Here is a 25,951-nt window from a genome sequence, read left to right as displayed (position 1 = left end):
CTACCTGCACGTCAATAGCCCCGTAGCAGTTTTTGCCCCGATTAACCCTAAAACACTGACAATCAACCTTCATATTTTATTTATTTTATTGATTAATTATGCTAAAATACTATGCAAAACAGGTGGATATATACTTTAAATTAATTTTTACTGTTTTTGGATGTGGGTAATATCAAGCAATAAAAAGCATGTCCTGATCAGCGATTCAGCGTAATAGTCGCTTTCTTTGTACCAGATTTCTGGCACTATGAACGTACTACTTCTCGGATCGGGCGGGCGCGAACATGCGTTTGCCTGGAAAATGGCGCAGAGCCCGCTTCTTGGCAAACTTTTTATTGCGCCCGGCAATGCCGGCACGGCACTTTGCGGCACCAATGTGGCTATGTCTGCAACCGATTTTGAAGCCATTCGCGGTTTTGTGCTTGGCAACCAGATTGCGCTGGTGGTAGTTGGCCCTGAAGATCCGCTGGTGCGCGGCATACGCGATTTTTTTCTGGCCGATGAGCAGCTGCGCGGCATTCCGGTAATAGGTCCGGGCAAAACCGGTGCGCAGCTTGAGGGCAGCAAGGATTTCTCCAAGCAGTTCATGATCCGCCACGGCATTCCCACCGCCGCCTACCAGACATTTACCAAAGAAACACTTGCCGAGGGGCTTGCCTTTCTCGAAACGCTGCGCCCGCCGTATGTGCTCAAGGCCGACGGCCTGGCAGCGGGCAAGGGCGTGGTAATTCCGCACACACTCAACGAAGCCCGCGCCGAACTCACTGCCATGCTGGCCGAAGCCAAGTTTGGCGATGCGAGCAGCAAAGTAGTAATTGAAGAATTTCTGCAGGGCATTGAGCTTTCGGTGTTTGTGCTTACCGATGGCATTTCGTACAAAATGCTGCCCGCCGCCAAAGACTATAAGCGCATTGGCGAAAACGACGAAGGCCTCAACACCGGAGGTATGGGTGCTGTGTCGCCGGTGCCGTTTGCCGATGCGGCTTTTATTGAGAAAGTGGAAAACCGCATTGTAAAACCCACCATTGCCGGGCTGCGCAGCGAAGGCATTGACTATGCCGGATTCATTTTCATCGGCCTTATGAATGACAACGGCGACCCGAAAGTGATTGAATACAACTGCCGCATGGGCGATCCCGAAACCGAAGTGGTTATTCCGCGCATTCAAAGTGATTTGCTGGCCGTGTTTGAAGCCGTTGGCAAACAACAGCTCGCCAAAGCCGAATTTACCATCGACCCGCGCACGGCCACTACGGTAATGATGGTATCGGGCGGCTATCCCGGCGATTATGCCAAAGGCAAACCAATTTCGGGACTTGACAAAGTGGAAAATGCCATCGCCTTTCACGCCGGCACCAACGAAAAAGACGGGCAAACCGTAACCAACGGCGGCCGTGTACTGGCGTTTACTGCTTTCGGCCACTCCATTGAAGAAGCCCTCCAGCATTCCTACGCCGCTGCCCGCGCAGTTTCATTTGAAGGACATTACTACCGCCGCGATATTGGCCAGGACCTGCTCCGCTACATGGACCGCCACAAGGCAGGGCGATAAAACGTAAAAACACAAAAAAACAAAACGGCTGTATGCATAAGCAAACAGCCGTTTTTTATGAGATCAAAAACAGATTACTTGAGTGTTCCGTTTTTGGCAGCTTCTTTATTGTATTTGCCCTGAAGGTAAATCCAGTAGCTGAAGAAACCGGCACCTACAAGAATAAGAATCCATTGCGGTGAAAGGGTTTCATTTACCCATTCCAATCCTTCGAAGCAGGTGTAAAAGAAATCACCTACGCTGTACCAAAAGCCTTCGTTTTTCATGACTTGTTTTTGTTAGCTGGGCAAAAGTAAGAAAGAGTTTGGAAAAACAGCCATGAATTTTGCGACAAATAACTGATCCTGATTAGTGAAGCAGTTGCGCGGGCTTCTCCTGCAAATTAAAACGTTGTTTTACAGCCTCATAATCACTCCAGTCGAGGTCGGGATTGGCGCGGCGCTGGCTATTTGAAAGTACTACTATTTTAAGTTTCACATTTGTACCGTAATACACATTCGGACTATCACCCGACCCAAAAACTCCATTATATTCCCAGATAACTTCAACTCTGCCCGCAAAAGAGTAATAATTCATAAAATAATTGGTAGAAGCCACCTCGGTGTAGGGCAGCGCACGCCAGGCCGTAGCTACTTTAAAGTACACCAGTACTGCTGCCTGGTCTATATTATTGGTAGTTAATCCATCCACGGCAACCGAATGATACCACTCATCGGTATTTGAATTAAAATCCCACGCATAAACTGTTTCTTCATACACATAACTCTTAACAAGATTAGCCTCATCACTATTGGTGCAACGACTGAAAAGTGAAAAAAGCAGCGTAATTGCAATGATCGACGCGATTGATTTGCATGTGTGTTTCATCGGATACAATTAGTTAATTCGTAATGCTTTGTTTTTGGGTTGATGATAATCTTCCTGTGCGGGGTTTTGATTGCTGAATAAGGTGTTTTTAATAATTATTCCGCCCACAGCCAGTGCCAGCAGCAACATAAGAGTGAGCAACACACCTCTGAGCGGACGGCTTTGTTTACGCGTATTTCCGGCAGATACATGAATGGTGGGATTAACCTGCACAGAAGGGTTAAACGTGTTGCTTACTGCGCTGTAATCGTTGTCCGATGCAGGGCGTGGTTGAGTTTCGTGATTGTTCATGCGGTGCGGGTGTGAAAAGGCAGCCACAAAATTATCCGTGCACAAATACCTGCTTTCAGTGGTTTTGCGGATATGCAGCACCCTGTTTCTGTTGATTTTGGGTGTGGGCGTACATGCACGGCGTGCATTCATTTTACAATTTCATTCCCCGATATTGGGAGTGAGCACTTACCTTTGTTATAAAACCGGCATAGTTTGTTTATTCGTCTGGCGCGGCAAAATACGCCGCCTGCAATCGTGTTAATTGTGGCCGTGGGCGTATTGCTCTGGGCGCCGGCTATGTTTTTGCCTGCGGCAGAGGTGCGCGGTGTGCAGATGCCGCTTTTTGCGTTTGCAAAGGATTTTGTGGCTGGCTTCCCGATGCTTGCCCGGCTTGCGGCGTTGCTGCTGCTGCTGGGAGAGGCGTTTCTGCTCAACTACATTGTGCAGCAGCATCAGCTTCTTACCAAAAAATCGTGGCTGCCGGCATTGCTTACCGTGGTGCTCGGTTCCTCTACGGCCGATTTGCTTCAGCTTTCGGCGCCGTTGCTGGCGTTGCTGCCGTTGTTGCTTGCGCTGCATATTCTGGCGGGTACTTACCGTATGGATACTGCCTTTTCGCAGGTGTTTAACAGTGGTGTGCTTATTTCATTGGCGGCACTCATTTACCTGCCTTCGCTCACCTTTATCTTGTTTGCCATGGCCGCATTGGTGCTGCTCAGGCCCTTCGTCTGGCGCGAGTGGCTCATTCTGCTCTTCGGCTTTTTGCTGCCGTGGATTTATGTAAGCGCCTGGTATTACTGGCACGACAGTCTGGCCTTGTTTTATAACGACCTTGTACTTCAGCCGGTGTTGCAGCGCGATTTCTTTCTTAAACTCCCGCCCGAGGTTTATCCGCTTACGGGCATTATGGCGTTGCTGCTGCTCACTGCTATGGGGCGTTTCATCTCGGGTTCAGGTGCGGCTACCATGAAAACGCGCAAAGGCATTTCGCTGATGAACTGGTTTCTGTTTACCGGTTTGCTTTCACTGCTGCCAGCCCAAAATTTCAGCGCCGCCACACTGTTGCCCGTGCTGCCTCCGCTGGCGTTTGTAACGGCCAACTACTTCCTGCTGGCCCGCCGGCTGTGGATGGCCGAACTGCTTTTCGGAATTTTGATTCTGGCTGTGATTATCGGCTACAAACCGTGGCTTTAAATAGGCACATTGTGTATCTTTGCGGCTGATTTCAAACTCAACTCATACTACTCGGCCTATGAAATTCGGCGTTGTTATTTTCCCGGGTTCAAACTGCGACCAGGACATGATTTATGTACTGCGCAACATCATGAAACAGGAAGTGGTTGAACTCTGGCACAAAGACAGCGACCTGCAGGGCTGCGATGCCGTGGTACTGCCCGGAGGATTTTCGTACGGCGATTATCTCCGTTCGGGTGCAATTGCCCGTTTTTCGCCCATTATGACCGAAGTAATTGCTTTTGCAGGTAAGGGCGGTCTGGTGTTTGGCGTGTGCAACGGTTTCCAGATTCTTTGCGAATCGGGCCTGCTGCCTGGCGCTTTGCTGCACAACAACGAACGCAAATTCATCTGCAAAAACGTGTACATCAAGGCGCAAACAGCCGATACATTGCTAACACAGGCCGTACCGCAGGATAAGGCCCTTAAAATACCTATTGCCCACGGCGAGGGCCGCTATTTCATAGATGCCGAAAGCCTCAAGACAATGAATGAAAACGGACAGATCCTGTTCCGATACTGCAACGAAAACGGCGAAATTACCAACGAAGCCAATCCAAACGGCGCGCTCGAAAACATCGCAGGCGTATGCAACGCAGGCAAAAATGTATTTGGTATGATGCCGCACCCCGAACGCGCTGCCGACGAGAATCTGAGCAACACCGACGGAATTGCACTTTTCCGCTCACTCGTAAGTGCTGCCGTGGCAAAATAAGCCAGACACCACACTAACACACTGACCATCAGATGGCCGGGAAGTATAGTCTTTCCGGCCTTTTTCGTGGCTGATGCCGTGTGTAACTTGTTCACAACTTGATTTCGTGCACGACCCGTTTCGCAGTAATTTTAAGGTGAAAATCAACAAGTACTCAGCCATGTTTACCGCCAGCGAAAATCCTACCATTACCGTAAAGCGCAAGAGCACACAAACCGTGTTTGACTATTGCCTCGACAATGATTTTACTTTTTCTGTACGCCGTGCCGCCGGAAAAGACGAGTTTGAAATTGAGTTTGAAGTAGCCGATGTAAAACGCGGTGTACTGCTGGGCATGTTCCTCCGCGAAAACCGTTTTGAACTCAACGGCCTTACCACCGCAGCAGCACCCGCACCTGCCGCACCGCGCACAGCCGCCAAAAAAGCCACCAACGGCACCGCCACTGCCACCGAGCAACCTGCTGCACAAGAGCAAACCGCCATTGCCGAAGAAGGCTTACTGCTTAACCTGGATGCCAATTAATCCGGTTCCATAATTTGTAAAACGCGCCACAGGTTTCACTGTGGCGCGTTTTAGTTTTGATACGTTTAGTTCATCGCAAGCTGTTGCAACCAGTCTTCGGCAGCCTGCTTTTCGGCAAAAATACGTACCGGAATAACCGGACGATTTATTCGGTTAAAGAAGCTTACCATCATACGTACAGAAGTTATATCAGTACAAATTGCAGCACCCTTTACACCTTTGAGCGAACACAACTGCGCAGCAGCATTACGCGCCGACGCGGAAAGCAGAAAAGGCATTTCAGCCAGAATGAGCATACCGGTTACCGAACCACCGGCAAGTTGTAAGGCTGCCTGATGTATTTCATTGATATCATCGGCCTCTACCTCAGCACCATCATTTATTTCGGTAATGAGGATATCACCTCTGAGGTAAATACGACAAACCCTGAGTTCTTTGATCGACTCGTTTTTCACAGTGGATATACATTGATAAACAGCAGGGGAAATGCGAAGTAAGCAGAAATTTTATTAATCCCAACAATTATGAAAAAAAATAATCTGGGTTATTAATACAAAATGATCAGCGAAACATTTTCATGTCAGCGGCGGTAAAAATTCATTTCATCGAGATACTGCCACGCCGCAGGTGGCAAAAAGTACTGTACGTCTTTTTTATTTTTAATGGCTTCGCGAATAAAGGTGGATGAAATTTCCATTACCGGGGCCTGCGTAAACACTACCGATGGATGGTTGCGCAAATCGCCGCCGTCATAACCCGGACGCGGATACACATATATCTGATAATGCTCCAGAATAATTTCGTAGTTTTTCCATTTTGGGAGCGAGTTAAGATTATCAGATCCCATGATAAGGGCGAATTTATAATCGGGATATTTTTCACTAAGCCATGCCAATGTATTTACGGTAAACGAAGGCTGAGGCAACTTAAATTCAATATCACTTGCCCGCAGGCGGGGATGATCGCCAATGGCGCGGTTCACCATTTCGAGGCGGTGATGATCGGCCAGCAGTGTTTTCTTTTCCTTGAGCGGATTATGTGGCGAAACCACAAACCAGAGTTTGTCGAGATCGGTAAACGAAAGCATGTAATTGGCCAGTACAAGATGCCCCACATGAATGGGGTTGAACGAACCGAAAAACAAACCTACTTTCATACACGTATGTTTACGCTAAAGGTTGCGGCGCGCTGTTCAGAAAACGCGAAACCAGTTCAACCGCCTCGGCTTTGGCTGTTTCAAGATCGGCATTGAGCAGCGCATAATCAAACGATGAGGCAAACTGAAGTTCCTGCCCGGCTTTGGCTAAACGCATTTGAATTTTTTCTTCGGGCTCGGTGGCACGGTGCCGAAGGCGTTGTTCGAGTGCTTCTATCGACGGTGGTTTAACGAACACTGAAAGGGCATTTTCGCCAAAAATCTTTTTCAGATTCATGCCTCCTTTTACATCCACGTCAAAAATTACGCAGTGTCCTTTTTTCCAGATGCGTTCCACCTCGGCGCGTAATGTTCCGTAACATTGCTGCTGGTACACCTGCTCCCACTCAATAAAATCGCCGGCAGCCACACGGCTGTCAAAATCGGGCTGAGAAAGGAAATAATAATCCACGCCATGCTGCTCATTACCACGCGGGGCGCGGCTGGTGGCCGAAACCGAAAATTCAAGCTGAGGAAAGCGCGCGCGCAGGTAATGCACAATAGTGGTTTTTCCGGCACCAGAAGGGGCTGAGAAAATAATGGCTTTTCCGCTGGTTTCACTCATTCTTTTTACAGCACGTTAAGCAGTTGTTCTTTAATTTTCTCCAGTTCATCTTTCATCTGCACCACAATTTTCTGAATCCCCGCATCATTCGCTTTTGAACCAATCGTATTTATTTCGCGGCCAATTTCCTGCGTAATAAAACCCAGTTTACGTCCGCTTGATGCTTCATTCATGGTTTGCAGAAAATATTCGCAATGCGTTTGCAGGCGGAGTTTTTCTTCGGTGATATCAAATTTCTCCAAATAATAAATCAGCTCCTGCTCAAAGCGGTTCTGATCTATTTTATCTACGCTCACATTTTCGTGCAGTGCTTTTTGCAGGCGTTCGCGCACGGCTGCAATACGCTGCGGATCGAGGTTATGAATTTCGGCCAGCTTGGCAAGTATAAGGCCGATGCGTTGTTCAAATTCGGCTGCCAGTACTTTGCCTTCGGTTTCGCGGAAGTTGTTAAAGGCTTCCACTGCCTGTTTAATGGTTGCCGAAACCTGTGTCCATTCCGTTTCATCAAACTCCTGCCGTTCCTGCTTCATTACATCCGGCATGCGCATTACAATCTGCAGAATGTCGGTATGGTTGGGCTGCCCTACCAACGCAGCCACGCGCGTCATTTCATTGTAATATGCCTGAAAAAGTGTGGTGTTAATGAGTGAGCTGCCGCCTTCGGCCGATGTTTCGCTATATACAGAGAAATCAATTTTACCGCGCTCAGCCGTGCGCGAGAGCTCGGAACGTACTTCGGCCTCCTTTTCGCGGTACTGCGAGGGCATCCGCATATTCAGATCGAGCTGGCGGCTATTGAGTGAACGGATTTCTACCGTTACTTTTTTCTGGGGCAATTCACATACGGCTTTGCCGAAGCCTGTCATTGATTTCATCGGTATAAATGTAGCGAATGTTCGCTGTTTCTGGCAAAGGGAGGTTTAGCGCGGTGCTATGCTTTTAGCTGAAGGCGACCGACTGGCCAGCCAGACACCTGTAAAAATGAATAATGCCGACACTATTTTCTGCCACGACATTACATCTTTGCCAAGCCACAATGCAATGGCGGCGGCCAGCAGCGGTTGCAGATAAATGTAGGCACTTACTACCGACGGACTCAGCGCGCTCAGCGCATAGGTGTTAAGCAAATAGGCCACAAACGTAATTCCGAATACCACAAACAGCACTGCAAACCAATGCCGCCCCGTAAACGAAGCCCAGTCAACCGCCGCAAACTGCTGTATGCCGAACGGAAAAACGAGTATGCCGCCAAACAAAAACACCCAGCTGAGAATGGTTACCGTGTGGTATTTACTCATAAGCGGTTTTACCAGCACGAGATAAGTGCCCCACGAAAGGGCATTGATGAAAATGAACAGATCGCCCAGCGCATCATCTTCTTTCGAACTGCCGGTGCTGCCGGTGATAATAAGTAATGCCGCCCCGCCAAGCCCCAGCAGAATACCCGAAAGCCGCATCAGCGTAATGCGTTCGCGCAGAATAATATTGCCAATTACCAGCACCAGCAGCGGCGAAGTAATCATAATTATTGCCGCCGAAATGGGTGCCGTGCGACTCATTCCGGTCATAAACAAACTCTGGTTAAGCGCCACCCCGAAAACCGAAAGCAGCAGCAGTTTGGGCAGGTCTTTATTTTCCACCCGCTCACGGATCACCAGCCTGCTAAGCCAGAACAGCGGAGCCGCGCCCAGAATACGCATCAGCACAAAGCCCAGCGGAGCAATGTGCGATGGCGATACATCTTTAATGAGTGAAAAGCTGAGTGCATAAATGCACATGGCAGCAATCAGCGCAAGGTGCGCCAGCGTCGTTTTAGACATAGCGGCGCAAAGATCGGGAATGCCTTTTACTTAGCCGCCTCTTTTGCCGCAGCAACTGTATTTTTTGCACTGCCAATGAAAATCTGCTTACCCATAATAATCGTGGGACGTTTCAGAAAGGTGTATTCCTCCAGAATATACCGGCGGTAATCTTTTTCGGTAAGCGTCATGTTGTTGAGCCCCATGGCGCGGTACTTCATGGCAATACGGCTGAAAAGCGGTTCGTATCCGCCGGCAAGTTTTGCCATTTCATCAAGCTGCGCCGGCGAAATGGGTTCCTCTTTAATATCCTGAAATTCAAACTTCTTATTCTTCAGGTCAAGCGCGTCGATAATTTTCTTGCAGGTGCTGCAATTACCGAGATGGTAAACTTTGTTCATGTTCCGGTTTTTGGATGTATGTACGTGTTGCTAAACGAATGCGGACGTAAAATGTTTATGTCTTTCGACGGATGTTAATATTGTGGGATAAAAACTGCCGGAATCAGTCGGTAATCCGCACCACTATTGCTATACTTGCCGGGCTGTTACCCCTGTATTCCAATGGTTTTTGCGAGTCTTTCGTTTCTGTACATCTTTTTACCGCTCAACCTCATTCTGTACTACCTCTCCAAAAACAGTACGTACAGAAATGTCCTGCTCACGCTTTTCTCTTTTGTGTTTTATGCCTGGGGCGAACCGGTATGGATTCTGTTGCTCGTATTCTCTTCGATGGTAGATTATGCCAATGCACTTTTCATTGAGAAATACCGCGAAACGAAATGGGCAAAACTCGGCATCGTATCGACTGTAATTTTTAATGCCGCCATTCTCATGGCATTCAAATACAGCGGGTTTGTAGTAGAAAACATAAATCTGCTGCTGGGCACTGCGTTTGAAGTGCCAAAATTTGCGCTGCCGGTGGGCATTTCGTTTTATACGTTTCAAACGGTTTCATATGTAATCGACGTCTATCGGCGTGAAGTACCCGCCCAACGTTCGCCCATGAAATTTCTCATGTTTGTGAGTTTGTATCACCAGCTGGTGGCCGGGCCTATTGTGCGCTACAGCCACATTGCGCACGAAATAGACAACCGCAAATTCAATATCGGCGACATCAGTTCAGGAGTGAGCCGGTTTTGCATAGGCTTGTTTAAAAAAGTGTGCATTGCCAACGTAGCCGGCGAAATGGTAGTGAAATATCTGGATGGCGATTTTGCGGCACTTTCGGTGGGTGAAGCCTGGTTCGGGCTGCTCATGTTTTCGGTGCAGATTTACTTTGATTTCTCAGGCTACTCAGACATGGCCATTGGTTTGGGGCGGATGTTTGGTTTTCATTACCACGAAAATTTCAATTATCCCTACATCGCAAAATCTGCCACCGAATTCTGGCGCCGCTGGCATATTTCGCTTGGCACGTTCTTCCGCGATTATCTCTACATTCCTCTTGGCGGCAACAAACGTTTTGCCGTGCGCAATCTGTTTGTGGTTTGGTTTTTAACCGGATTGTGGCACGGAGCCAGCTGGAATTTTATTTTCTGGGGGTTGTATTTCGGGCTGCTCATTTACATTGAGCGGTTGTTTTTGTTCAAACTGCTCAACCGTATTCCGGCGGTGGTATCGCATGTGTATTTGTTGGTTGCAGCTGTTCTCGGCTGGGCGTTGTTTTATTTTGAAAGTCTGCCGAGGCTGGGGGCTTTTTTCGAAATTTTATTTGGCGTAAATCGCAGTGGCGGATTGTGGGATGTGCAGCTTACGTATTCTCTTCGGGAGAATATGTTCTGGCTGCTGCTCACCATTATACTTTGCCTGCCGGTGTTTCACTGGTTCAACCGCAGGGTGCGCAGGCAGGTTACCAAACACAACCGTGCGTATTTTCTGCTTGGCAGCATGGCCCTGAATCTGGTACTGTTGTTTCTGGCTACAGCCATGCTCACCGGCAAATCGTACAACCCGTTTATATACTACCGTTTCTGAGGCCATGAAAAAACACAAACAACTGCGCAAACAACTGGCATGGATAAACTTCGTGCTGTTTGGCACGGTGCTTACCGGGTGCGGTGTATTGTTTTTTGTGCTGCCGAAAATCAATTCATCGGTAGTCGAAAACCGCAGGCTTACACCGTTTCCGCAATTTTCATGGCATTCATTTTTTGAAGGGCATTTCACCGACAGCCTCGACCAGTATGTGGCCGATCATTTTGCATTCCGCGAAGAACTGGTGAGTACTTCGTTTCAACTGGCCGAGTGGCGGGGCATTCCCAACCGCGAAGTGAAATTTTACGACGCGTCGCAGCTGGCAAAAAACAAACCCGGCATCATTACCGCCGAATCGGCCTTGAATGACACGCTGGCTGCAGCCGATACGGCAACCGTGAACGAAAACGGCGATATTATTGCCAACATGGTTGTACACAATGGCATGGCCATTCAGTATTTCGGCGGTAATGCCACCATGGCTGCACGCTATGCGCAGGCCATCAATAAATTCAGAGCAGCACTGCCCGCTTCGGTGCGCATTTACGATGTAGTGGTGCCCTCGCATTACGATTTGTATATGCCCGATGCGTTCAGGCGTTCATCAAATTCGGAAAAGAAAAATATTGATGTTATCTACAGCAATTTACTGCCGGGCATTATTGCTGTGGATGCATGGACACCCATGATGGCGCACAGGAACGAATACCTGTTTTTCCGCACCGACCATCACTGGACGGGCGCGGGCGCTTACTACGCCTACGCAGCCACAGCCGAACGCGCCGGCATGCAACCGCTTGCATTGAGCCAGATGCAAACGCGCATACAAAACAACTGGCTCGGCTCGCTCTACGCCCTCACGCGCGATGAACGCCTGAAAGAAAAGCCCGACACGGCCATCTGCTATATGGTACCCAACAGCGTAAAAACATTCCGCTACACCGACGAAAACATTACCAAACCCATTCCCGCATCGCTTTACTTCAAAGGTGGCGGCTACGGCATGTATCTCGGCGGCGATTTTCCGCTCATGAAAGTGGAAACCACCAACCGCACAGGGCGCAGCGTGGTAATTATCAAAAACTCCTACGGCAATGCGTTTTCCCCCTACTTTGCCGCAAACTTCGATAAGGTATATATTATCGACTACCGCTATTTCAACCACAACCTGCCCGATTTTGTAAGGGAAAACGGCATTACGGATGTGGTATTCATAAACGGCTCATTTTCGGCAAACACAAGCTGGCACATTATGCGCATTGAAAAACTGCTCAAAGGTGCCGCACCGGCCGGCAACGCTGATTCGCTGCCGAAAATGGATACGGCCCTGCTGCGCAAAGACTCCTCATTTACCGATACGCTAAAGCGACCCAATTGATGAAAGCACGTACCGTGAAACTCATTTCGATTTTATTTTCTGCACAAAACCTGCGCTGGTGGCTGGCACTGCCTTTGCTTATTTCGGTGCTGCTCATGCTGCAACTTAAACAGGCATCGGGATTCAACACGGTAACAAACACAAGCGAGCCACCAGCACGGGTAATTGATACGGCTGCATATCCTTTTATGCACGAAGAGTTTAACTGCATACAGTTTTACAGCCGCAGTGCCATGCAGCAGTTTTACAATGCGTGGATGAATACTACCACCCGGAAAATGGCTGTAGTACATCTCGGCGATTCACACCTGCAGGCCGATATTTTTCCCGGCCAGGCTCGCAAAGGCCTCCAGCAAATTCATGGCGACGGCGGTCGCGGCACCATGTTCCCCTACTCCACCGCTAAAACATATTCATCCATCGAGTATAAATCAACGCACACGGGCGTGTGGACGTATGGAAAAAGTTTCATCCTTCCTTCCAAACTGCCGCTGGGTGTAATTGGCATGACCTGCCGCACCGAAGATCCGAAAGCCTCGTTTACACTCAACTTCATGCAGCCCGAACCGGACACACGTACTGTGCTGAAAATATTCGTGAAAAAATCGAGCCGGAGTTTTGATCTTGTTATTGATGCCGGCGCACAACTCATTCCGGTTGTTATCGACTCGCTGCCCGGCGATACATTGCCCTATGTGGAAGTGAAAGTACCGCCGCTGGGCAAACAGCTTACCGTGCGCGTAGTGAAAAAGAATGCTTCGGAAAAAGAGTTTGAATGCTACGGCATGCATCTCGAAACCGAAACCAACCGCGGCGTGGTGTTCAACAACTGCGGTGTGGGTGCATCGCGCTATCAGTCGCCTTTGTATGAAGTTTTATTTTCGCAGCAGCTACCAATACTGAAGCCCGATCTGGTGATTGTGGATTTCGGCACCAACGATTATCTCTACGACGACAGCATAAAACCTGCATTGCGCGAGGAAATTGTACAGGTGGTGCGCAAAATACGGGCTGCGGCTCCCAATGCATCCATTCTGCTTACCAGCACAATGGACATGTATTACCGATACAATCACGTTGTGGCCGGCGAACAGTTTTCGGATGTAATACACAGCATTGCCAAAGCCGAAAACTGCGGCGTGTACGACTGGTACTGGATTGCCGGCGGCTGGAAAGCGATGGTGGCATTTGACAGTACCGGGTTAGGCCAGCCCGACAGAATACACCTTACCATGAAAGGCTATCGCCTTAAAGGCGATTTGCTGGTAAGTGCCATGCAACGCTCCATAAACTGGATGCAACAAAATCCGCAAGGCGAAAACCTCACACTTTTTACCGACAGCATACGCGCACAACAGCAACGTCTCCGCAAAGCCGATACGCTTGAAACACGCACCGCAGGTGTTCCGCCGGGACGCGTGCTGGTAAAACACCGTGTACGACCGGGCGAAAGTTTAAGTGCAATCGGGCGCAGGTACGGCGTTACTGTAACGGAGCTGAAACGGTGGAATAATTTAAGAAGTAATACGATTCATCCGGGACAGGTGCTGAAGGTGTACAGGAAGAAACGCAGGTAATATCAGAACAACACCGAAAGCAACCTGTTCTTCTTCGCTTTCTGCACCGCTTCCATTTTATTGTGCACCTGTAGTTTGCGGTAAATATTTTCGATGTGTTTGCGCACCGTTTTGGGACTTACAAAAAGTACATCGGCAATCTGCTGATAGTTCTGGCCTTCGGCAATTTTCTCTAAAATTTCGAGTTCGCGTTTGGTGAGGTCAAATGTTTCTGTTTGTGTGGCGGGCTCGGGAACTGGCGCGGTGCGCAGCAGTTGCAGGGCTTTTCGGGCAATGCTGGGGCTCATGGGTGCGCCGCCTTCGAGCACTTCTTCAATAGCGGCAATGAGCGCCGATGGCGGCGAATCTTTAAGCAGATAGCCGGTAGCGCCCGCCACAATGCTGTCGAATATTTTGTCTTCGGTATCGAAAACGGTGTGCATGAGAATGCGTATGCCGGGATATTTTTCACTCACCAGACGTGCGGCTTCAATGCCATTCATTTCGGGCATGTGAATATCCATAAGTAAAACCGAAGGCTGCTGCGATTCGAGTTTTTGCAAAAGTTCATTGCCGTTGCGCGCCACAAACAAAAGCTCTATACTATCAAAACACGAAAGATTGCGGCTCACCGATTGTATGAGCTGCGCGTTGTCTTCAACAAGTCCTACGGTAATTTTCATGTGGTAAGATTAGTGTATTAATTCGCTACGGGCAATACGTCATTTACCCTATTCGCTGGTGGTGAGCGGTAATGCCACACGTATCTGCGTGCCGTGGCCGGGCTGCGAAGTGATCTTAACTTCGGCACCAATTTCGGCAGCACGGGTTTGCATGTTGGCAAGGCCATAGTGGCCTTCGTGGTTCCGGATACTGTCGAAACCGCTGCCATTGTCGGTAATGATGGTGATGAGTTTTGCGTCTTCGCTTACAAAGGAAATACTAAGCCGGGTGGCCTGCGCATGCTTGAGTGCGTTGTTTACCGCTTCCTGAATAATGCGGTACAAATGCAGCACCTGCGCCGATGCAAGCGTAATACCCTGCCCTTCGGCCTGATGCTCGATTTGAATTTGCATGGGCGACGAGACTCCCGCACGCTGTGTAAAGCTGCGCAGCTTCTGCACAAATTCGTCGAGCCCGAGTGCAGGCTGATTCATGGCCCAGATGGTTTCGCGCAGCTGATCCATGGTTTGGCGGGCATTCTGCCCCAGTTCGTGAATCAGCTGCCTGTTTTCGCCTGCCGTTTGCTTATCAAGGCGGAACGAGAGAAAATCGAGTGTACTTACAATGTAAGTAATCTGCGCACCAATGTTATCATGCAGATCGCGCGAAATGCGTTCGCGTTCGATGTGGATTTTATGTTCGGTTTCAAGCACACGCATGCGGCGGCGGTAGTTAAGTCGTGCAATCCACGCCACAACACCCGCAAGCAGCAAGGCCGCCAGCACACCCATAAGCACGTAAAACCAGGTTTGCATCCAGAACGGCGGCACCACACGCAGCGGCAATTTCAGTTCATGCTGCTGCCAGGGGCCATTGCCCACACGCACGCGCACTTTAAACACATAATCGCCAAAAGGTAAATTGGTGTATGAAATCATCCGCTGCCCCGGGGCCTGCTCAATCCAGCTCTGGTCAAAGCCCTCAAGCATGCAGCTGTAGCGGATTTTCTCCTGCACACGATAATTCACGGCAGTAAATGAAAACGATACATTGCGCGTTTCATGATCGAGCAAAAGCTCGCGCAACCCGAAAAACGGCACGGGCTGGTTGTTTACAAAAAGCCCCGAAAGCACCGGCTGCAGCGTATCGGCCAGCGAGCTGTAAGCCGCCGGATCAAAACTCACCCAGCCATCAACCGAGCCGAAACCAATATGCCCGTTGCGCAACACGTAACCCGAATTCTGCACAAACTCATTCGAAGGCAGCCCATCGCGGGTGGTAAACACATCAATAAATCCGGTTTGCGGATCAAGCCTGCAGATACCTTCGTTGGTGCTCATCCACACCATTCCCTGCTTGTCTTCAAGCGCAGCATACACCACATCGTTGGGCAAACCATTCGTGGTGTTATAGGTGGTAAACGTTTCTTTACCCCTGTAAAACCTTGCAACTCCGCCACCAAGTGTCGAAACCCAGAGTGTATTGTTGCTCCCCTCACTCACAAATGAAACCACATTAAACGGAAGCGACAAGGTATCGTCAGCTAAATTACGATAGGTGTAAAATTTCCCTTGCGCATAACGGGTTAATCCCATCGGGTGGGCGAGCCAGAGTATGCGCTGCTTATCGGTAAATGATTGAATGATATAATTTCCCTGAACGGTAGGCAACTGCTCTCTTCCCCGATAGACACGCCAGTTGCCGGTTTGGGGATTAAAAAAATTGAGCCCGCGACGTGTGGTAATAATTACCTGCGTATCGGCAGTAGCAGAAATATGAAAAATTGCGTTATCGCTGAGCGGCGAGTTTGTGGTATCAATACTTTCTCTTTTTAATGTTATTGTATCTATTCGGATAATTCCATTATTCCGAGTGCCGATCCACAGCGTCCCACTTTTATCAAAACAAAGCTGGGTTACAAAAACTTCGGGCGCAACAAGCGAAGTCCAACGCGGAACAGACTGATTGCGTGACGGAAGCGGAACAACTCCTTTTTCCGTACCGAGTAAAACGGCATTTGCAGTTTCTGCCATACACCACACTGCTCCCGCAGGAAAACCAGGCGAATGTGCAGAATTATATACTTTGAAAAACGCACGTCCCAAATCGCAAATATTCACACCTCCTCCTGAAGTACCAATCCACATCACCCCTTGCCGGTCGCACATTAAACTTAATATCTGGCTTGAGCTTAACGAAAACGGATCTGATACATCCGTTTTTATTTCTTCAAGCATGCCCGTAGCAGTGTGATAAATCCACAACCCGTTTTCTGTTCCTGCCCAGATACGCCCGGTATGATCGGAGGCCAGACAGATAATGTTTTCGCGTAATGTAACCAAAGGCTCAAAACGACCGGAAGATGAATTGCGATATAGTTTATTTGCAGCTGCCAGATATGTTTTACCGCCGGTATTTTCAATATCGGAAATGCCTTTCACTTTATCTGTTGCAAACGTGGCGAACAGACGTAAAGGAGCGTGGATATTGGAGGCGGTGCAGAGTGAATCAGATTGACGGATATACAGTTGCGACTGCAGTCTCCACACACGTGTTATATTTTTGCCAACTGGTTTTACCACAATTTTATCGCCAGCAAGCTCAGCTTCACACACCCCCATCGGAACAAGGCTCACAATTATTCCGCTTCCCGACTGAAGCATATACGTAGCATTATTATGCAGTCTGGAATCTTCACGCCCGGAATAAAGTCGTAAAAACCTGTTTTTACTTTTCTGAAATACACATAACCCCGAACGTGTACCAATCCAGATATTTCCGTTTACATCTTCGGCCAGATCAATCACAAAATTATCGGGCAATGAAGCCGTATCTTTTTTACTATGCCGGTAAACGGTAAATGAATACCCGTCGAAACGGCTCAGTCCGTCCTGCGTGCCCATCCACACAAATCCTTCCCTATCCTGCAGCAAGGCATGCACCGAATTTTGCGACAACCCCTGGCGCGTATCGTAATGCGCAAACCGCAAGGGCTGTGCCAGTAAAGCCAGAGGACAGAAAAACAAAATAAGCAGCAGGAGTCGTAGCATGGTGGTGATTCAAAAATACACATGATGCCCTTACAATTGCATGCCGGGCATAATTTAGGGCAAATGACGTATTGCTGCCGGGACATGGCTTTCGGACGTTTGTAAAAAACAAATTCCTATGTGGCTTCGAAAAATAATACCTCCTGCATTACTTCTTCTTTCTGTGAATCTTGCTGCTCAGGATAATATTAACTACAAGGTTGTGCATGATCGTCCGCGCGATGTGAACAATTTTGTACTGGCGATGGATCTGGCCCAGCTTGATTTCGGTTTCAAAAATATTGATGGCCTTAGCTTCAATTTCGGGCTTTGGGGCTACGCCAATTACAAACACACGCTTTGTGCCGACTATATTTTCAGAATGGGCTGGTTTACGGCGGGGCGTTTGGGCGATAAGGATGCACGCCGGCATACGCAGTTTGAAGCCGGTATAAGCCTCGGACTGCTTCAGCGCGAAGTGCAGAAAGTATTTAATGTAACATTGAAATCAAGTACATCGCGCCAGGGCAACTACGATGTAACTACCACGCAGTACATTCAGGTTCCGGGGCTTCAGTATCGTGTGGCGGGAGTACGAGCAGGACTCATGCATTACGGCGGGCCGCTTTCGGAGCCCGAAGACACCGATCTTGGTCTTGTAAATTATTCGGTGTTTGGCGCGTATGTGGGGCTGTTCCGCACGCGTACCGACAACCTGCGCATTTCAACCGATAAATACGGCATACGCGGTTACTCGCACAATGTGCGTATTTATCTGGATGCCACATTTACACCAATTTCCACATTTAAAAATCCTGACCCCGCTTATTTCAACCTGCCCGTGGGTGTGCGGCTTGGCGCATGGATATTGCCTTCGTTGCCCAGAAAGGAAGCGAAAGGCATGTACAACAAAGGTGTGTGCTGGCAAATGGAAGTGGGCATACGCCGCTTCGACGGAATATATGTGCAGGGCACGGTATCGCTGCCGATACTGCGCAAAAAACTTACTGCACTGGGTGCCGAAGATTCAGCACCTGTACGTACTTCCGAATAATTGTACTGAACCCTGAATGGTTGCTGCCTGTGGTGCGTGTTAATGCTACACAAAAGGCAGCAGCCTTTTTGCTTTTAAGTCCATGAAAACACACCTGTTTATTCTCTCCCTTTTTGCTGTACTCGCAATCCATGCGCAGCAACCGGCCTACCGCAATCTAGGCCCGAAAGTAAACTCGGCTTACAGTGAACTCATGCCTTACATTACGGCCGACGGGCAAAAGATATTCTTCGTGCGCGAAGATCACCCTGCTAATACGCAGTCGCCGCAGCACACGCAAGACATCTGGTTCAGCAAGCGCGAAACCGACGGAAGCTGGAGCGAAGCAAAACACCTCGGCTTCCCGTTCAATACGGCCCGCTTCAATTCAATGTTCTACCAAAGTCCTGATGGTACGCAACGCATCATACGCGGGCGCTTTTCAAAAGCGGAGCGTATCGGCGACGGATTTTCGGTGTGCCGCCTCACGGCAAAAGGCTGGAGCGATCCCGAAGCACTCGACATGCCCGGTTACGAACGCATGTCGAAAGGAAATTACAGCGGTATGTGCATGAGTGTGGACAACCGCACCATTATTCTTTATTATTCGCGTGTGGAAGATGGCAATGAAAATGATCTATATGTATCGCATCTTGTGAGCGGCAACCGTTGGACAAAGCCCGAACACATGGGCAAAGTGCTGAATACGCAATTCGATGAAAGCACGCCGTTTCTGGCGCCCGACGGAGTTACACTGTATTTTTCGAGCGAAAGGCCCGGCGGTTACGGCAGTGCGGATATCTGGATGAGCCGCCGCCTCGACGAGAGCTGGACAAACTGGAGCGAGCCGGTAAATATGGGCCCGAAAGTAAATGACAATCGCTGGCAGGCCTACTACACGCTGGCTGCGCAGGGCAATGTGGCCTACATTGTTGTAGGCGACGGGCCGGGCGGACAAGGCAAAAACGACATTTGCATTATTGATACCGAAACCGAAAAACGGCCGAACCCGGTTGCACTCATCAACGGTCGCGTATTCAACAGCAAAACCGACGCACCGCTGGGCGCAGCCATCACTTATTTCACACTGCCTGAAGGCACCGAAGCGGGCATTGCTCAAGCCAATCCGCAAACGGGCGAATATCAGATTGTACTACCCTGCGGAAAACTGTATGGCTTCAAAGCCACAGCCGCAGGCTTCTATGCGGTGAGCGAAAATCTCGACCTCAGCACTTCAAAAGATTATCAGGAAGTGAAGCGCGACCTGAAACTTACACCCATAGAAAAAGGTCAGGTGGTGCGGCTCAACAATATTTTCTTTGAAACCGGTAAAGCCGAACTCAGGTCGGAATCATTTGTGGAGCTCGACAACCTGGTGAAAGTGCTTACTGATAATCCAACCATGACCATTGCCATTGCCGGACATACTGATGATGTGGGCAGCGATGAGGCCAACCTGAAACTGTCTGACGACCGCGCACAGGCTGTAATGAACTACCTCATTACAAAAGGCATTGCAGCCACAAGACTTACTGCCAAAGGCTTTGGTGAATCGAAACCGGTAGTGCAAAACAGCAGCGACGAAAACCGCGCACTTAACCGGCGTGTAGAATTTACCATACAATCGCAGTGATACTGTTGGGCAGAGTGGCTCTTTTTTTACTACGGAAAAGATAGTTGTCAGACATGTTTCGTGTGTTAAATTTTCAGAATACATTACTTTAGCAATTCTAAATTGAACCTGTCACATCATGCCACACTACGTAACCACACTCGAACGCCAGAAAGACAAATACACCCATCAGTACAACGGCATCAGCTACGAAGAACTGAGTAACCGTTTGCATCAGCAGTTTCATTCGGCCGGCTATAAAGTGCTGCAAACCTATCCCGGCGGGGCCTTGTACGAAAAAGGTAATTATACCCTGCGTATTCTCTTTGGCGCATTTGTAAAATACTTCAAGTTTGGTGTTCAGATTACCGACGGCGGAAACGGTATGCTCAACATCAGTGTGCTGCGGCAAACGTCGGGCATGTCGGGCGGATTGATTGGAATGAATCAGGTAAAAAATGAAATGCAGCGGCTTGAAGACGTGCTGAAACAGATATAACACGCACTACATGGAAATACTTCAAACCGACGATGGCCACAAAGGCGTGTTTTATGTGGAAATAAACGGTAAACGCGAGGCAGAAATGACTTACGTGTGGGCCGGAACCGACCGGATAATTATTGACCATACGGGAGTGAATGATGTGCTGCGCGGGAAAAGCGCGGGAAAGCAGCTTGTAGCAAAGGCTGTGGAATTTGCCCGGAACAAAGGCATTAAAATTGTACCGCTTTGCCCGTTTGCCCGAAGTGTGTTCGACAAGGTAAGCGAATACCGTGATGTGCTGTAAAAGCCTCATGTATAAAGGGGTTGAGGTATTTCAGAATATGTGTTGCGTAAATTATTGGTTATGAAAGCAGGTAAGTTGTAAATTTGCACGCCTGCGCAACACACTATGAAAGTTACCGAACACATCCGGGCTGCAAAGTCCACCCTGTTTTCCATCGAAATTTTGCCACCCCTCAAAGGCAAAAGTATTCAGTCTATATACGACAGCATTGATCCGCTGATGGAGTTTAAGCCTTCGTTTGTGGATGTAACGTATCACCGCGAAGAATACGTTTACAAAAAACGCGACGGCGGCTATCTCGAAAAAGTATCTATCCGCAAACGCCCCGGCACGGTGGGTATTTGCGCAGCCATCATGAACCGCTACCATGTGGATGCGGTACCGCACATTATTTGCGGCGGCTTTACCAAGGAAGAAACCGAAAGCGCACTTATTGATCTTCACTTCCTCGGTGTGGATAACGTGCTGCTGCTGCGCGGCGATGCGATTAAGGCCGAACCGGCCTTTGTACCTGATCCGGCCGGCCATTCATACGCACTTGACCTCGTGAAACAGGTAATGGACATGAACAGCGCCAAATACCTGCACGAAGATGTAATTGACATGGCCCCTACCAATTTCTGCGCGGGCGTAGCCGGTTACCCCGAAAAACATTTCGAAGCACCCAACCCGCTGGCCGATCTCCGCGCGCTGAAAGCCAAAGTTGATGCCGGCGCCGATTTTATTGTGACACAAATGTTCTTCGACAACTCGAAGTACTTTGCCTTTGTGGAACGCTGCCGCGAAGCCGGAATAACCGTGCCCATCATTCCCGGCATCAAAATTCTTACCGGCAAAAAGCAGCTGGTTACCCTGCCCAAAATTTTCCACATTGATCTGCCGCAGGATCTTTACGAAGCCGCCGAAAAATGCAAAACCGACGCCGAAGTGCGCGAAGTAGGCATTGAATGGGCCATTCAGCAATCAAAAGAACTTGTAAAAGCCAACGCACCCTGCCTTCACTTCTACACAATGGGCGTATCGGAAGCTACGCGCCGCGTGGCCTCGCAGGTGTTCTGAGCAGTACACTTATTTCAAACAAAAAAAGACCGGGCATAAATCCGGTCTTTTTTTGCTTAAGTGCAACTTATTTACTCAGAAAGCGGATCTCCGATTAACTCAAGCAACTCATTGGCCTGTTGTTCAACCTGCACCCGGTTTAACTTATGAGCAATTTCTCTGATCATAAATACAGAGTGGTGTAATCTAAACAAATTATCATCCTTGTCCTTTTCAATAAATGCTGCTTTGAGGTAATCAAGTTGCTTTCGTGCAAGCACATCGGCCTCCTGAATATAATTGGTCTGATACATGAGCTCAACTATAAATGACAAAAACGGTTCAGCATCACCACAATCAAGAAGAAGATGCCGCTGAACATACGCTAGTGTTTTTGCAGCCGCCAACGTATCACCCGATTCAATTTCTGCCTTTGCAAGCAGCGCATAATTCACTCTGAGATTTGTAAAAAAACGTTTTTCATTTGAATCGCCCGGCCGCGGACAGGCATACAAGGCTGAATCATTTACCAGCAATGCTTTCATTGCATCAATAAATACATAACCCGATCCAAAAATTGGATTTGGATGAGGCAGTGTTTCTGCCGGACAAAACTGATTTACCAAACCTCTTTGTAAGAAATACTTTTCCGAAAAAAAAGAGGTGGTGGTCATCGAAACCGAAAAACAAACCGGCACCTCGGTAAAGTTATTCAGCATAATATCCAGTGCCGCTATATGCCCGAAATCAGTATAACTCCCGGCACAGGCAAACCATGTTGCGGAATAAGACAAACCAGCAGGATAAAACCCGGCAGTGCGGCATCCTGTTACATCTGCTTTAAATGTGTAGGGCAGCACAGCATTTTCACCTTGCTGCATTTGTGCCGCAAAATCACGCAGCACCTGCGGAAATACACCTGTTTTTTCTTTGCTAACTGAATAGTAATACTTTGATCTTACCCTGCTTAACGCATAGGAATTAAATGAAGACCGGATGGGATTAATCCGGTTTGTATCAAGTATAACAGCTAAGTAATGCGGAATATTTAATAAACTAATATTTATTACCCGTACATCAGGCCTTACACCATATACCTGCTGCATATACCAGAGCGGATAAGTATCGTTGTCGCCACCCGTAAAAACGATGGTGTTTGCAGGGCAGCTTTTTAAATATAACTCCGCATTGTTTCGCATGAAATCGGAATAAAGTCCTTTTTTCATAAGATACCTCACTTCCTCTCCCCGATTGAATAACGAAAGTTCATACCACAGGTGCATGATATCATTTATATAGCGGTTATCGGCCCGGCCTATCAAAAACTCATACGCAGGGTTTTGCCTCATCAATAAACTATCATACTTTATGCACTTCAGCAGATAATACTTTACCGAATCAGCTTTTTGATTTGAAGACAATGGCAAATCGTCATTATCTGTTGTCTGGAGATATGATTTATCTACAAAAGAATTAGAACAGCTGAATGCGGCACGCGAAAGATTTTCGTAGATAAAATCAGGAACATTAGGAAGCGCCCCAAAATCATGAAGTATGTCTTTTTCCCATCCCTTATAGCCATAATAAACAAGAACATCAAATAAATACCCATGCACTTCAGGCTTTTCATCGGGCCAGTAGGAATCAGGCACAGGCTCGGGGGCAACAGGAATTTTTTTGTATTTTTTTGATGCCGCCGACCAGAATAAATAATCCTGCCGGATATTATCAGGCGCATAATACTCGGCCAGCACTACATGCCACCCGTCTCTCCGCTTTGTAAGATTCCATTTTAAACTATCCGTTTCAACTTCCCGGAGATTATATGATTTTGAAAATGCCCTCCATACTGAATCATAAGTTGGATAGGCTTTATAGTACTTCCAATCAGGCTGCTTCCCAATACATTGAACAGAAAACAGCAGGGACAGGGTTATCAAAAAATAGTTCATTTTTAAATATACGTTATTGCTGGTTCACAAAAAAAAGACCGGCAGAAAGAAAATTCCTTCTGCCGGTCTTTGCATATCTGTATATATGCAAATTATTCCACCACTAATTTCTGTGTCACAAAACCATTCCCCGCACGCAAACGCACAAAGTAAATGCCTTTGCTCAGTGTGGCTGTGTTCAGATCAAAACGGTGTGCGCCGGGCTGAAGCTCACCGCTGTACACCGCCATTACTTCGCGGCCGGTAAGATCAATTACCTGAATATCGGTTTGCATCGACTCGGTGAGTGTGAACATGGCCGTGGTATTTTCCTGTGCCGGATTGGGGAATACGGTGAATTGCGAAATATTCAGATCGGGCGAGGATACGCTGGCGGGCGATACAATGTTGATATCGTCGATGTAAATATCGTTTCCGCCATCGCTTTCAAATTCAAACTTAATACGAACGTTTGCAGCGTTGTTGAGGGAGCTGTTGAGCGATACCGTTTCCAAACGCCACTGGCTGGCCGTGGGTGTAAACGAGCCGCTGGTGGTTGGCGCTGTGGCCAGTATGCTTCCGCTCTTGGCATAACGCTGTGTCCAGGTCTGCCCGCAGTTGGTAGAAACCAGCACACGCAGGCGGTCGTTATCGCCGGTGGCGCGCAGGGCGTAGGCTACGCGGAAGGTAAATACCGGACTGGCAATGGCCGACATGTTGATGGTGGGTCCGATGAGTTCTTCTATCTGACCAGCCGAGTTGCCCGTATTGTCATAACGCACACAGGCCGCGCCGGTGTATGCTGTGCTGGTAGTGCGTGCCCAACCGTTTCCGCTTGGGTTCACAATGGTCCAGTCGGCGCTGAATGTGGCTGCATTTTCCATGCCTTCCACAAACGACGGGTTAGCGTATTGTGCAGTAGATGAAAGCACCTGCACAAAGTTGGTACGTGTAAATGCGTCGCTGCCCGATGCATTGCTGGCGGTGAGTGTTACGCTGTACAAACCCGGTGTGTTATAGGTAATGGTTGGGTTTTGTGCAGTTGATGTGGAAGGTGTACCGCCGGGGAACGACCAGCTCCAGCTCGTGGGCGTGCCTTTCCACGACTGATCGGTAAATACTACCGAACCGCCGGAGCAAATGGTTACAATGCTGCCGGGTTTAAAATCGGCTTCGGGTGCACATACGTTGGGCGGATTGTTGTTTACACCCGTAGCGGTGAGGTTGGCTGCCGACCAGAGTGTGCTGCGTGAGGCCACCGAGCTGGTGAGTGAAGTGCGCATGCGGGAGCGCTGGCCGGTGGTAAACATGCGTGAGCAGTAGGCATACTCCATAAAGTTCTGCACGTTTTCGTCGATACCGGGATTGCATACATCGTTGTTGGTAAGGTTGCACGATGTCCAGCCTTCCGTTACCGGTGTATCGCTTACACCGTCGTTTCCGCAGGATACGCCGGGATTGTTTGTGCTGCCCCAGGTGTGCTGCAGGTTGAGGAAGTGACCGATTTCGTGTGTGAGTGCGCGCGAGGTACCGGGGTTGCCGGTGCCAATGCTGCCGATGTAGGTGGACAGAATCATAATGCCGTCAACCGAAGCACTGGGTGCGGTACCGGGAAGATAGGCATAACCCGCAGCACCGCTCGAAATGGTGTTTACCACCCACACGTTCAGGTAATTGGCGCGCGGCCAGTAATTCAGTTTCGAGCCATCGTCGCCAATGTAGGTTTCCTGCGAAACGATACGGTCGATACCGTTGGTGCAGTTTCCGTTGGGATCAAGGTTGGCCAGGCGGAATTCAATTTCGGCATCGGCCACAATGCCCTGAAAGCCGGGCACAACAAGACTTGTGTCGGCATTCAGTTTACGGAAATCTTCGTTCAGGATACGCACCTGATCAATAATCTGCGCATCGCTGATATTTTCTGCTCCGTAATTGTGAATAATGTGAAACACAATGGGAATGATATACACGGGCGGCATTACCGAACGTGTATTGTCCATGTAACCAGTAGCAAATGCAGCACGGTCGGCCGCTTCGGCCTGGGCTTCGCGGGCTTCGAACTCGGCTTTGAGTTGCGGGTTTTCGGCAAACACGCGGGCCATTTGCTGGTCGGTACCGCAGGGAATGAGGCCATTGTGGTTGTGGCCATTGTGCGGCGACTGGGCGTTGAGTGCAGCGGTGCTGAGCAGCGCAGCCGCAGTGAGCGCGCAGAGGATCTGTTTCAT

At 48.8% G+C, this 25,951-nt stretch carries 25 protein-coding genes; 12 read left to right on the top strand and 13 right to left on the bottom strand.

Features of this window, described 5'->3' with window-relative positions; translation table 11 throughout:
* The first annotated feature begins 247 nt into the window (after positions 1–247).
* Positions 248–1,552: a phosphoribosylamine--glycine ligase gene (gene purD / locus IM638_01880; GenBank protein ID MCA6361763.1), complete on the top strand. Its 1,305-nt coding sequence runs from the start codon at positions 248–250 to the stop codon at positions 1,550–1,552.
* A gap of 74 nt (positions 1,553–1,626) precedes the next feature.
* Here purD and IM638_01875 read toward each other — a convergent pair whose 3' ends face one another.
* The 3 genes from IM638_01875 to IM638_01865 all read right to left on the bottom strand — a co-directional run bounded on the left by IM638_01875 (position 1,627) and on the right by IM638_01865 (position 2,842).
* Complete coding sequence (locus IM638_01875; protein ID MCA6361762.1) at positions 1,627–1,818, bottom strand: hypothetical protein; 192 nt, start codon at positions 1,816–1,818, stop codon at positions 1,627–1,629.
* Between the two features lie 82 nt (positions 1,819–1,900).
* Entirely contained in the window at positions 1,901–2,419 is a 519-nt protein-coding gene (locus IM638_01870) for a hypothetical protein (protein ID MCA6361761.1), read from the bottom strand.
* A 9-nt stretch (positions 2,420–2,428) separates the two neighbouring features.
* Positions 2,429–2,842 carry a hypothetical protein gene (locus IM638_01865; protein MCA6361760.1) on the bottom strand — a complete coding sequence of 138 codons (414 nt, stop codon included), beginning with the start codon at positions 2,840–2,842 and terminating at the stop codon, positions 2,429–2,431.
* 63 nt (positions 2,843–2,905) lie between these two features.
* Between IM638_01865 and IM638_01860 the strand changes: the two genes are divergently transcribed.
* The 3 genes from IM638_01860 (at position 2,906) to IM638_01850 (ending at position 5,163) form a co-directional block, all read left to right on the top strand.
* Positions 2,906–3,886 (top strand): hypothetical protein, encoded by a 981-nt coding sequence (locus IM638_01860; GenBank protein MCA6361759.1) that lies wholly within the window; start codon positions 2,906–2,908, stop codon positions 3,884–3,886.
* A gap of 58 nt (positions 3,887–3,944) precedes the next feature.
* Complete coding sequence (gene purQ, locus IM638_01855; protein MCA6361758.1) at positions 3,945–4,640, top strand: phosphoribosylformylglycinamidine synthase subunit PurQ; 696 nt, start codon at positions 3,945–3,947, stop codon at positions 4,638–4,640.
* A 106-nt stretch (positions 4,641–4,746) separates the two neighbouring features.
* A complete protein-coding gene (locus IM638_01850; protein MCA6361757.1) occupies positions 4,747–5,163 on the top strand; it encodes a hypothetical protein in 417 nt (138 codons plus the stop codon).
* Between the two features lie 65 nt (positions 5,164–5,228).
* On the opposite strand, the gene IM638_01845 is transcribed toward IM638_01850, so the two are convergent.
* The 6 genes from IM638_01845 to IM638_01820 form a co-directional block, all read right to left on the bottom strand.
* The gene (locus IM638_01845) at positions 5,229–5,618 is read right to left on the bottom strand and encodes an STAS/SEC14 domain-containing protein (GenBank protein ID MCA6361756.1); all 390 of its coding nucleotides are present in this window, start codon (positions 5,616–5,618) and stop codon (positions 5,229–5,231) included.
* A gap of 125 nt (positions 5,619–5,743) precedes the next feature.
* Positions 5,744–6,319, bottom strand: coding sequence for a nicotinate-nucleotide adenylyltransferase (locus tag IM638_01840; protein MCA6361755.1), 576 nt, complete (start codon positions 6,317–6,319; stop codon positions 5,744–5,746).
* A gap of 10 nt (positions 6,320–6,329) precedes the next feature.
* A complete protein-coding gene (gene gmk, locus IM638_01835; GenBank protein ID MCA6361754.1) occupies positions 6,330–6,923 on the bottom strand; it encodes a guanylate kinase in 594 nt (197 codons plus the stop codon).
* A 5-nt stretch (positions 6,924–6,928) separates the two neighbouring features.
* Entirely contained in the window at positions 6,929–7,789 is an 861-nt protein-coding gene (locus tag IM638_01830; GenBank protein MCA6361753.1) for a YicC family protein, read from the bottom strand.
* 54 nt (positions 7,790–7,843) lie between these two features.
* On the bottom strand, positions 7,844–8,743 hold the full coding sequence (locus IM638_01825; GenBank protein MCA6361752.1) for a DMT family transporter: 900 nt from the start codon (positions 8,741–8,743) through the stop codon (positions 7,844–7,846).
* Between the two features lie 26 nt (positions 8,744–8,769).
* The gene (locus IM638_01820; protein MCA6361751.1) at positions 8,770–9,123 is read right to left on the bottom strand and encodes a hypothetical protein; all 354 of its coding nucleotides are present in this window, start codon (positions 9,121–9,123) and stop codon (positions 8,770–8,772) included.
* Positions 9,124–9,285: 162 nt separating this feature from the next.
* On the opposite strand from IM638_01820, the gene IM638_01815 reads away from it, so the two are divergent.
* From IM638_01815 to IM638_01805, 3 genes are read left to right on the top strand one after another with little or no spacing between them, the layout of a single operon-like run.
* Complete coding sequence (locus tag IM638_01815) at positions 9,286–10,698, top strand: MBOAT family protein (GenBank protein ID MCA6361750.1); 1,413 nt, start codon at positions 9,286–9,288, stop codon at positions 10,696–10,698.
* A 4-nt stretch (positions 10,699–10,702) separates the two neighbouring features.
* Entirely contained in the window at positions 10,703–12,076 is a 1,374-nt protein-coding gene (locus IM638_01810; GenBank protein ID MCA6361749.1) for a hypothetical protein, read from the top strand.
* A complete protein-coding gene (locus IM638_01805) occupies positions 12,076–13,653 on the top strand; it encodes a LysM peptidoglycan-binding domain-containing protein (protein ID MCA6361748.1) in 1,578 nt (525 codons plus the stop codon). The genes IM638_01810 and IM638_01805 overlap by 1 nt, the downstream gene beginning before the upstream one ends.
* Positions 13,654–13,655: 2 nt before the next feature.
* On the opposite strand, the gene IM638_01800 is transcribed toward IM638_01805, so the two are convergent.
* Together IM638_01800 and IM638_01795 are read right to left on the bottom strand one after the other, a co-directional pair.
* Complete coding sequence (locus tag IM638_01800; GenBank protein MCA6361747.1) at positions 13,656–14,315, bottom strand: response regulator transcription factor; 660 nt, start codon at positions 14,313–14,315, stop codon at positions 13,656–13,658.
* 48 nt (positions 14,316–14,363) lie between these two features.
* Positions 14,364–17,345: a hypothetical protein gene (locus IM638_01795; GenBank protein MCA6361746.1), complete on the bottom strand. Its 2,982-nt coding sequence runs from the start codon at positions 17,343–17,345 to the stop codon at positions 14,364–14,366.
* 118 nt (positions 17,346–17,463) lie between these two features.
* Here IM638_01795 and IM638_01790 point away from each other — a divergent pair, with 118 nt between their 5' ends.
* From IM638_01790 to metF, 5 genes are all read left to right on the top strand, one after another.
* The gene (locus IM638_01790; GenBank protein MCA6361745.1) at positions 17,464–18,378 is read left to right on the top strand and encodes a hypothetical protein; all 915 of its coding nucleotides are present in this window, start codon (positions 17,464–17,466) and stop codon (positions 18,376–18,378) included.
* 82 nt (positions 18,379–18,460) lie between these two features.
* Positions 18,461–19,990, top strand: a complete 1,530-nt coding sequence (locus IM638_01785) for an OmpA family protein (GenBank protein ID MCA6361744.1) — start codon at positions 18,461–18,463, stop codon at positions 19,988–19,990.
* Between the two features lie 118 nt (positions 19,991–20,108).
* Positions 20,109–20,468: a hypothetical protein gene (locus IM638_01780; GenBank protein ID MCA6361743.1), complete on the top strand. Its 360-nt coding sequence runs from the start codon at positions 20,109–20,111 to the stop codon at positions 20,466–20,468.
* A 10-nt stretch (positions 20,469–20,478) separates the two neighbouring features.
* Positions 20,479–20,757: an N-acetyltransferase gene (locus tag IM638_01775; protein ID MCA6361742.1), complete on the top strand. Its 279-nt coding sequence runs from the start codon at positions 20,479–20,481 to the stop codon at positions 20,755–20,757.
* A gap of 105 nt (positions 20,758–20,862) precedes the next feature.
* Complete coding sequence (metF, locus tag IM638_01770; protein MCA6361741.1) at positions 20,863–21,816, top strand: methylenetetrahydrofolate reductase [NAD(P)H]; 954 nt, start codon at positions 20,863–20,865, stop codon at positions 21,814–21,816.
* 71 nt (positions 21,817–21,887) lie between these two features.
* Here the strand turns inward: metF and IM638_01765 are convergent, their stop codons facing one another.
* Together IM638_01765 and IM638_01760 are read right to left on the bottom strand one after the other, a co-directional pair.
* Positions 21,888–23,747, bottom strand: a complete 1,860-nt coding sequence (locus IM638_01765; protein ID MCA6361740.1) for a hypothetical protein — start codon at positions 23,745–23,747, stop codon at positions 21,888–21,890.
* Between the two features lie 92 nt (positions 23,748–23,839).
* Positions 23,840–25,951 (bottom strand): PKD domain-containing protein, encoded by a 2,112-nt coding sequence (locus tag IM638_01760; GenBank protein MCA6361739.1) that lies wholly within the window; start codon positions 25,949–25,951, stop codon positions 23,840–23,842.

It is taken from the genome of Bacteroidota bacterium, from assembly GCA_020402865.1.
In the GTDB taxonomy this organism is placed as follows: Bacteria; Bacteroidota; Bacteroidia; order Palsa-965; family Palsa-965.
The sequence above is the reverse complement of the archived record's forward strand: the minus strand, read 5'-3'. Positions and strand labels throughout refer to the sequence as shown.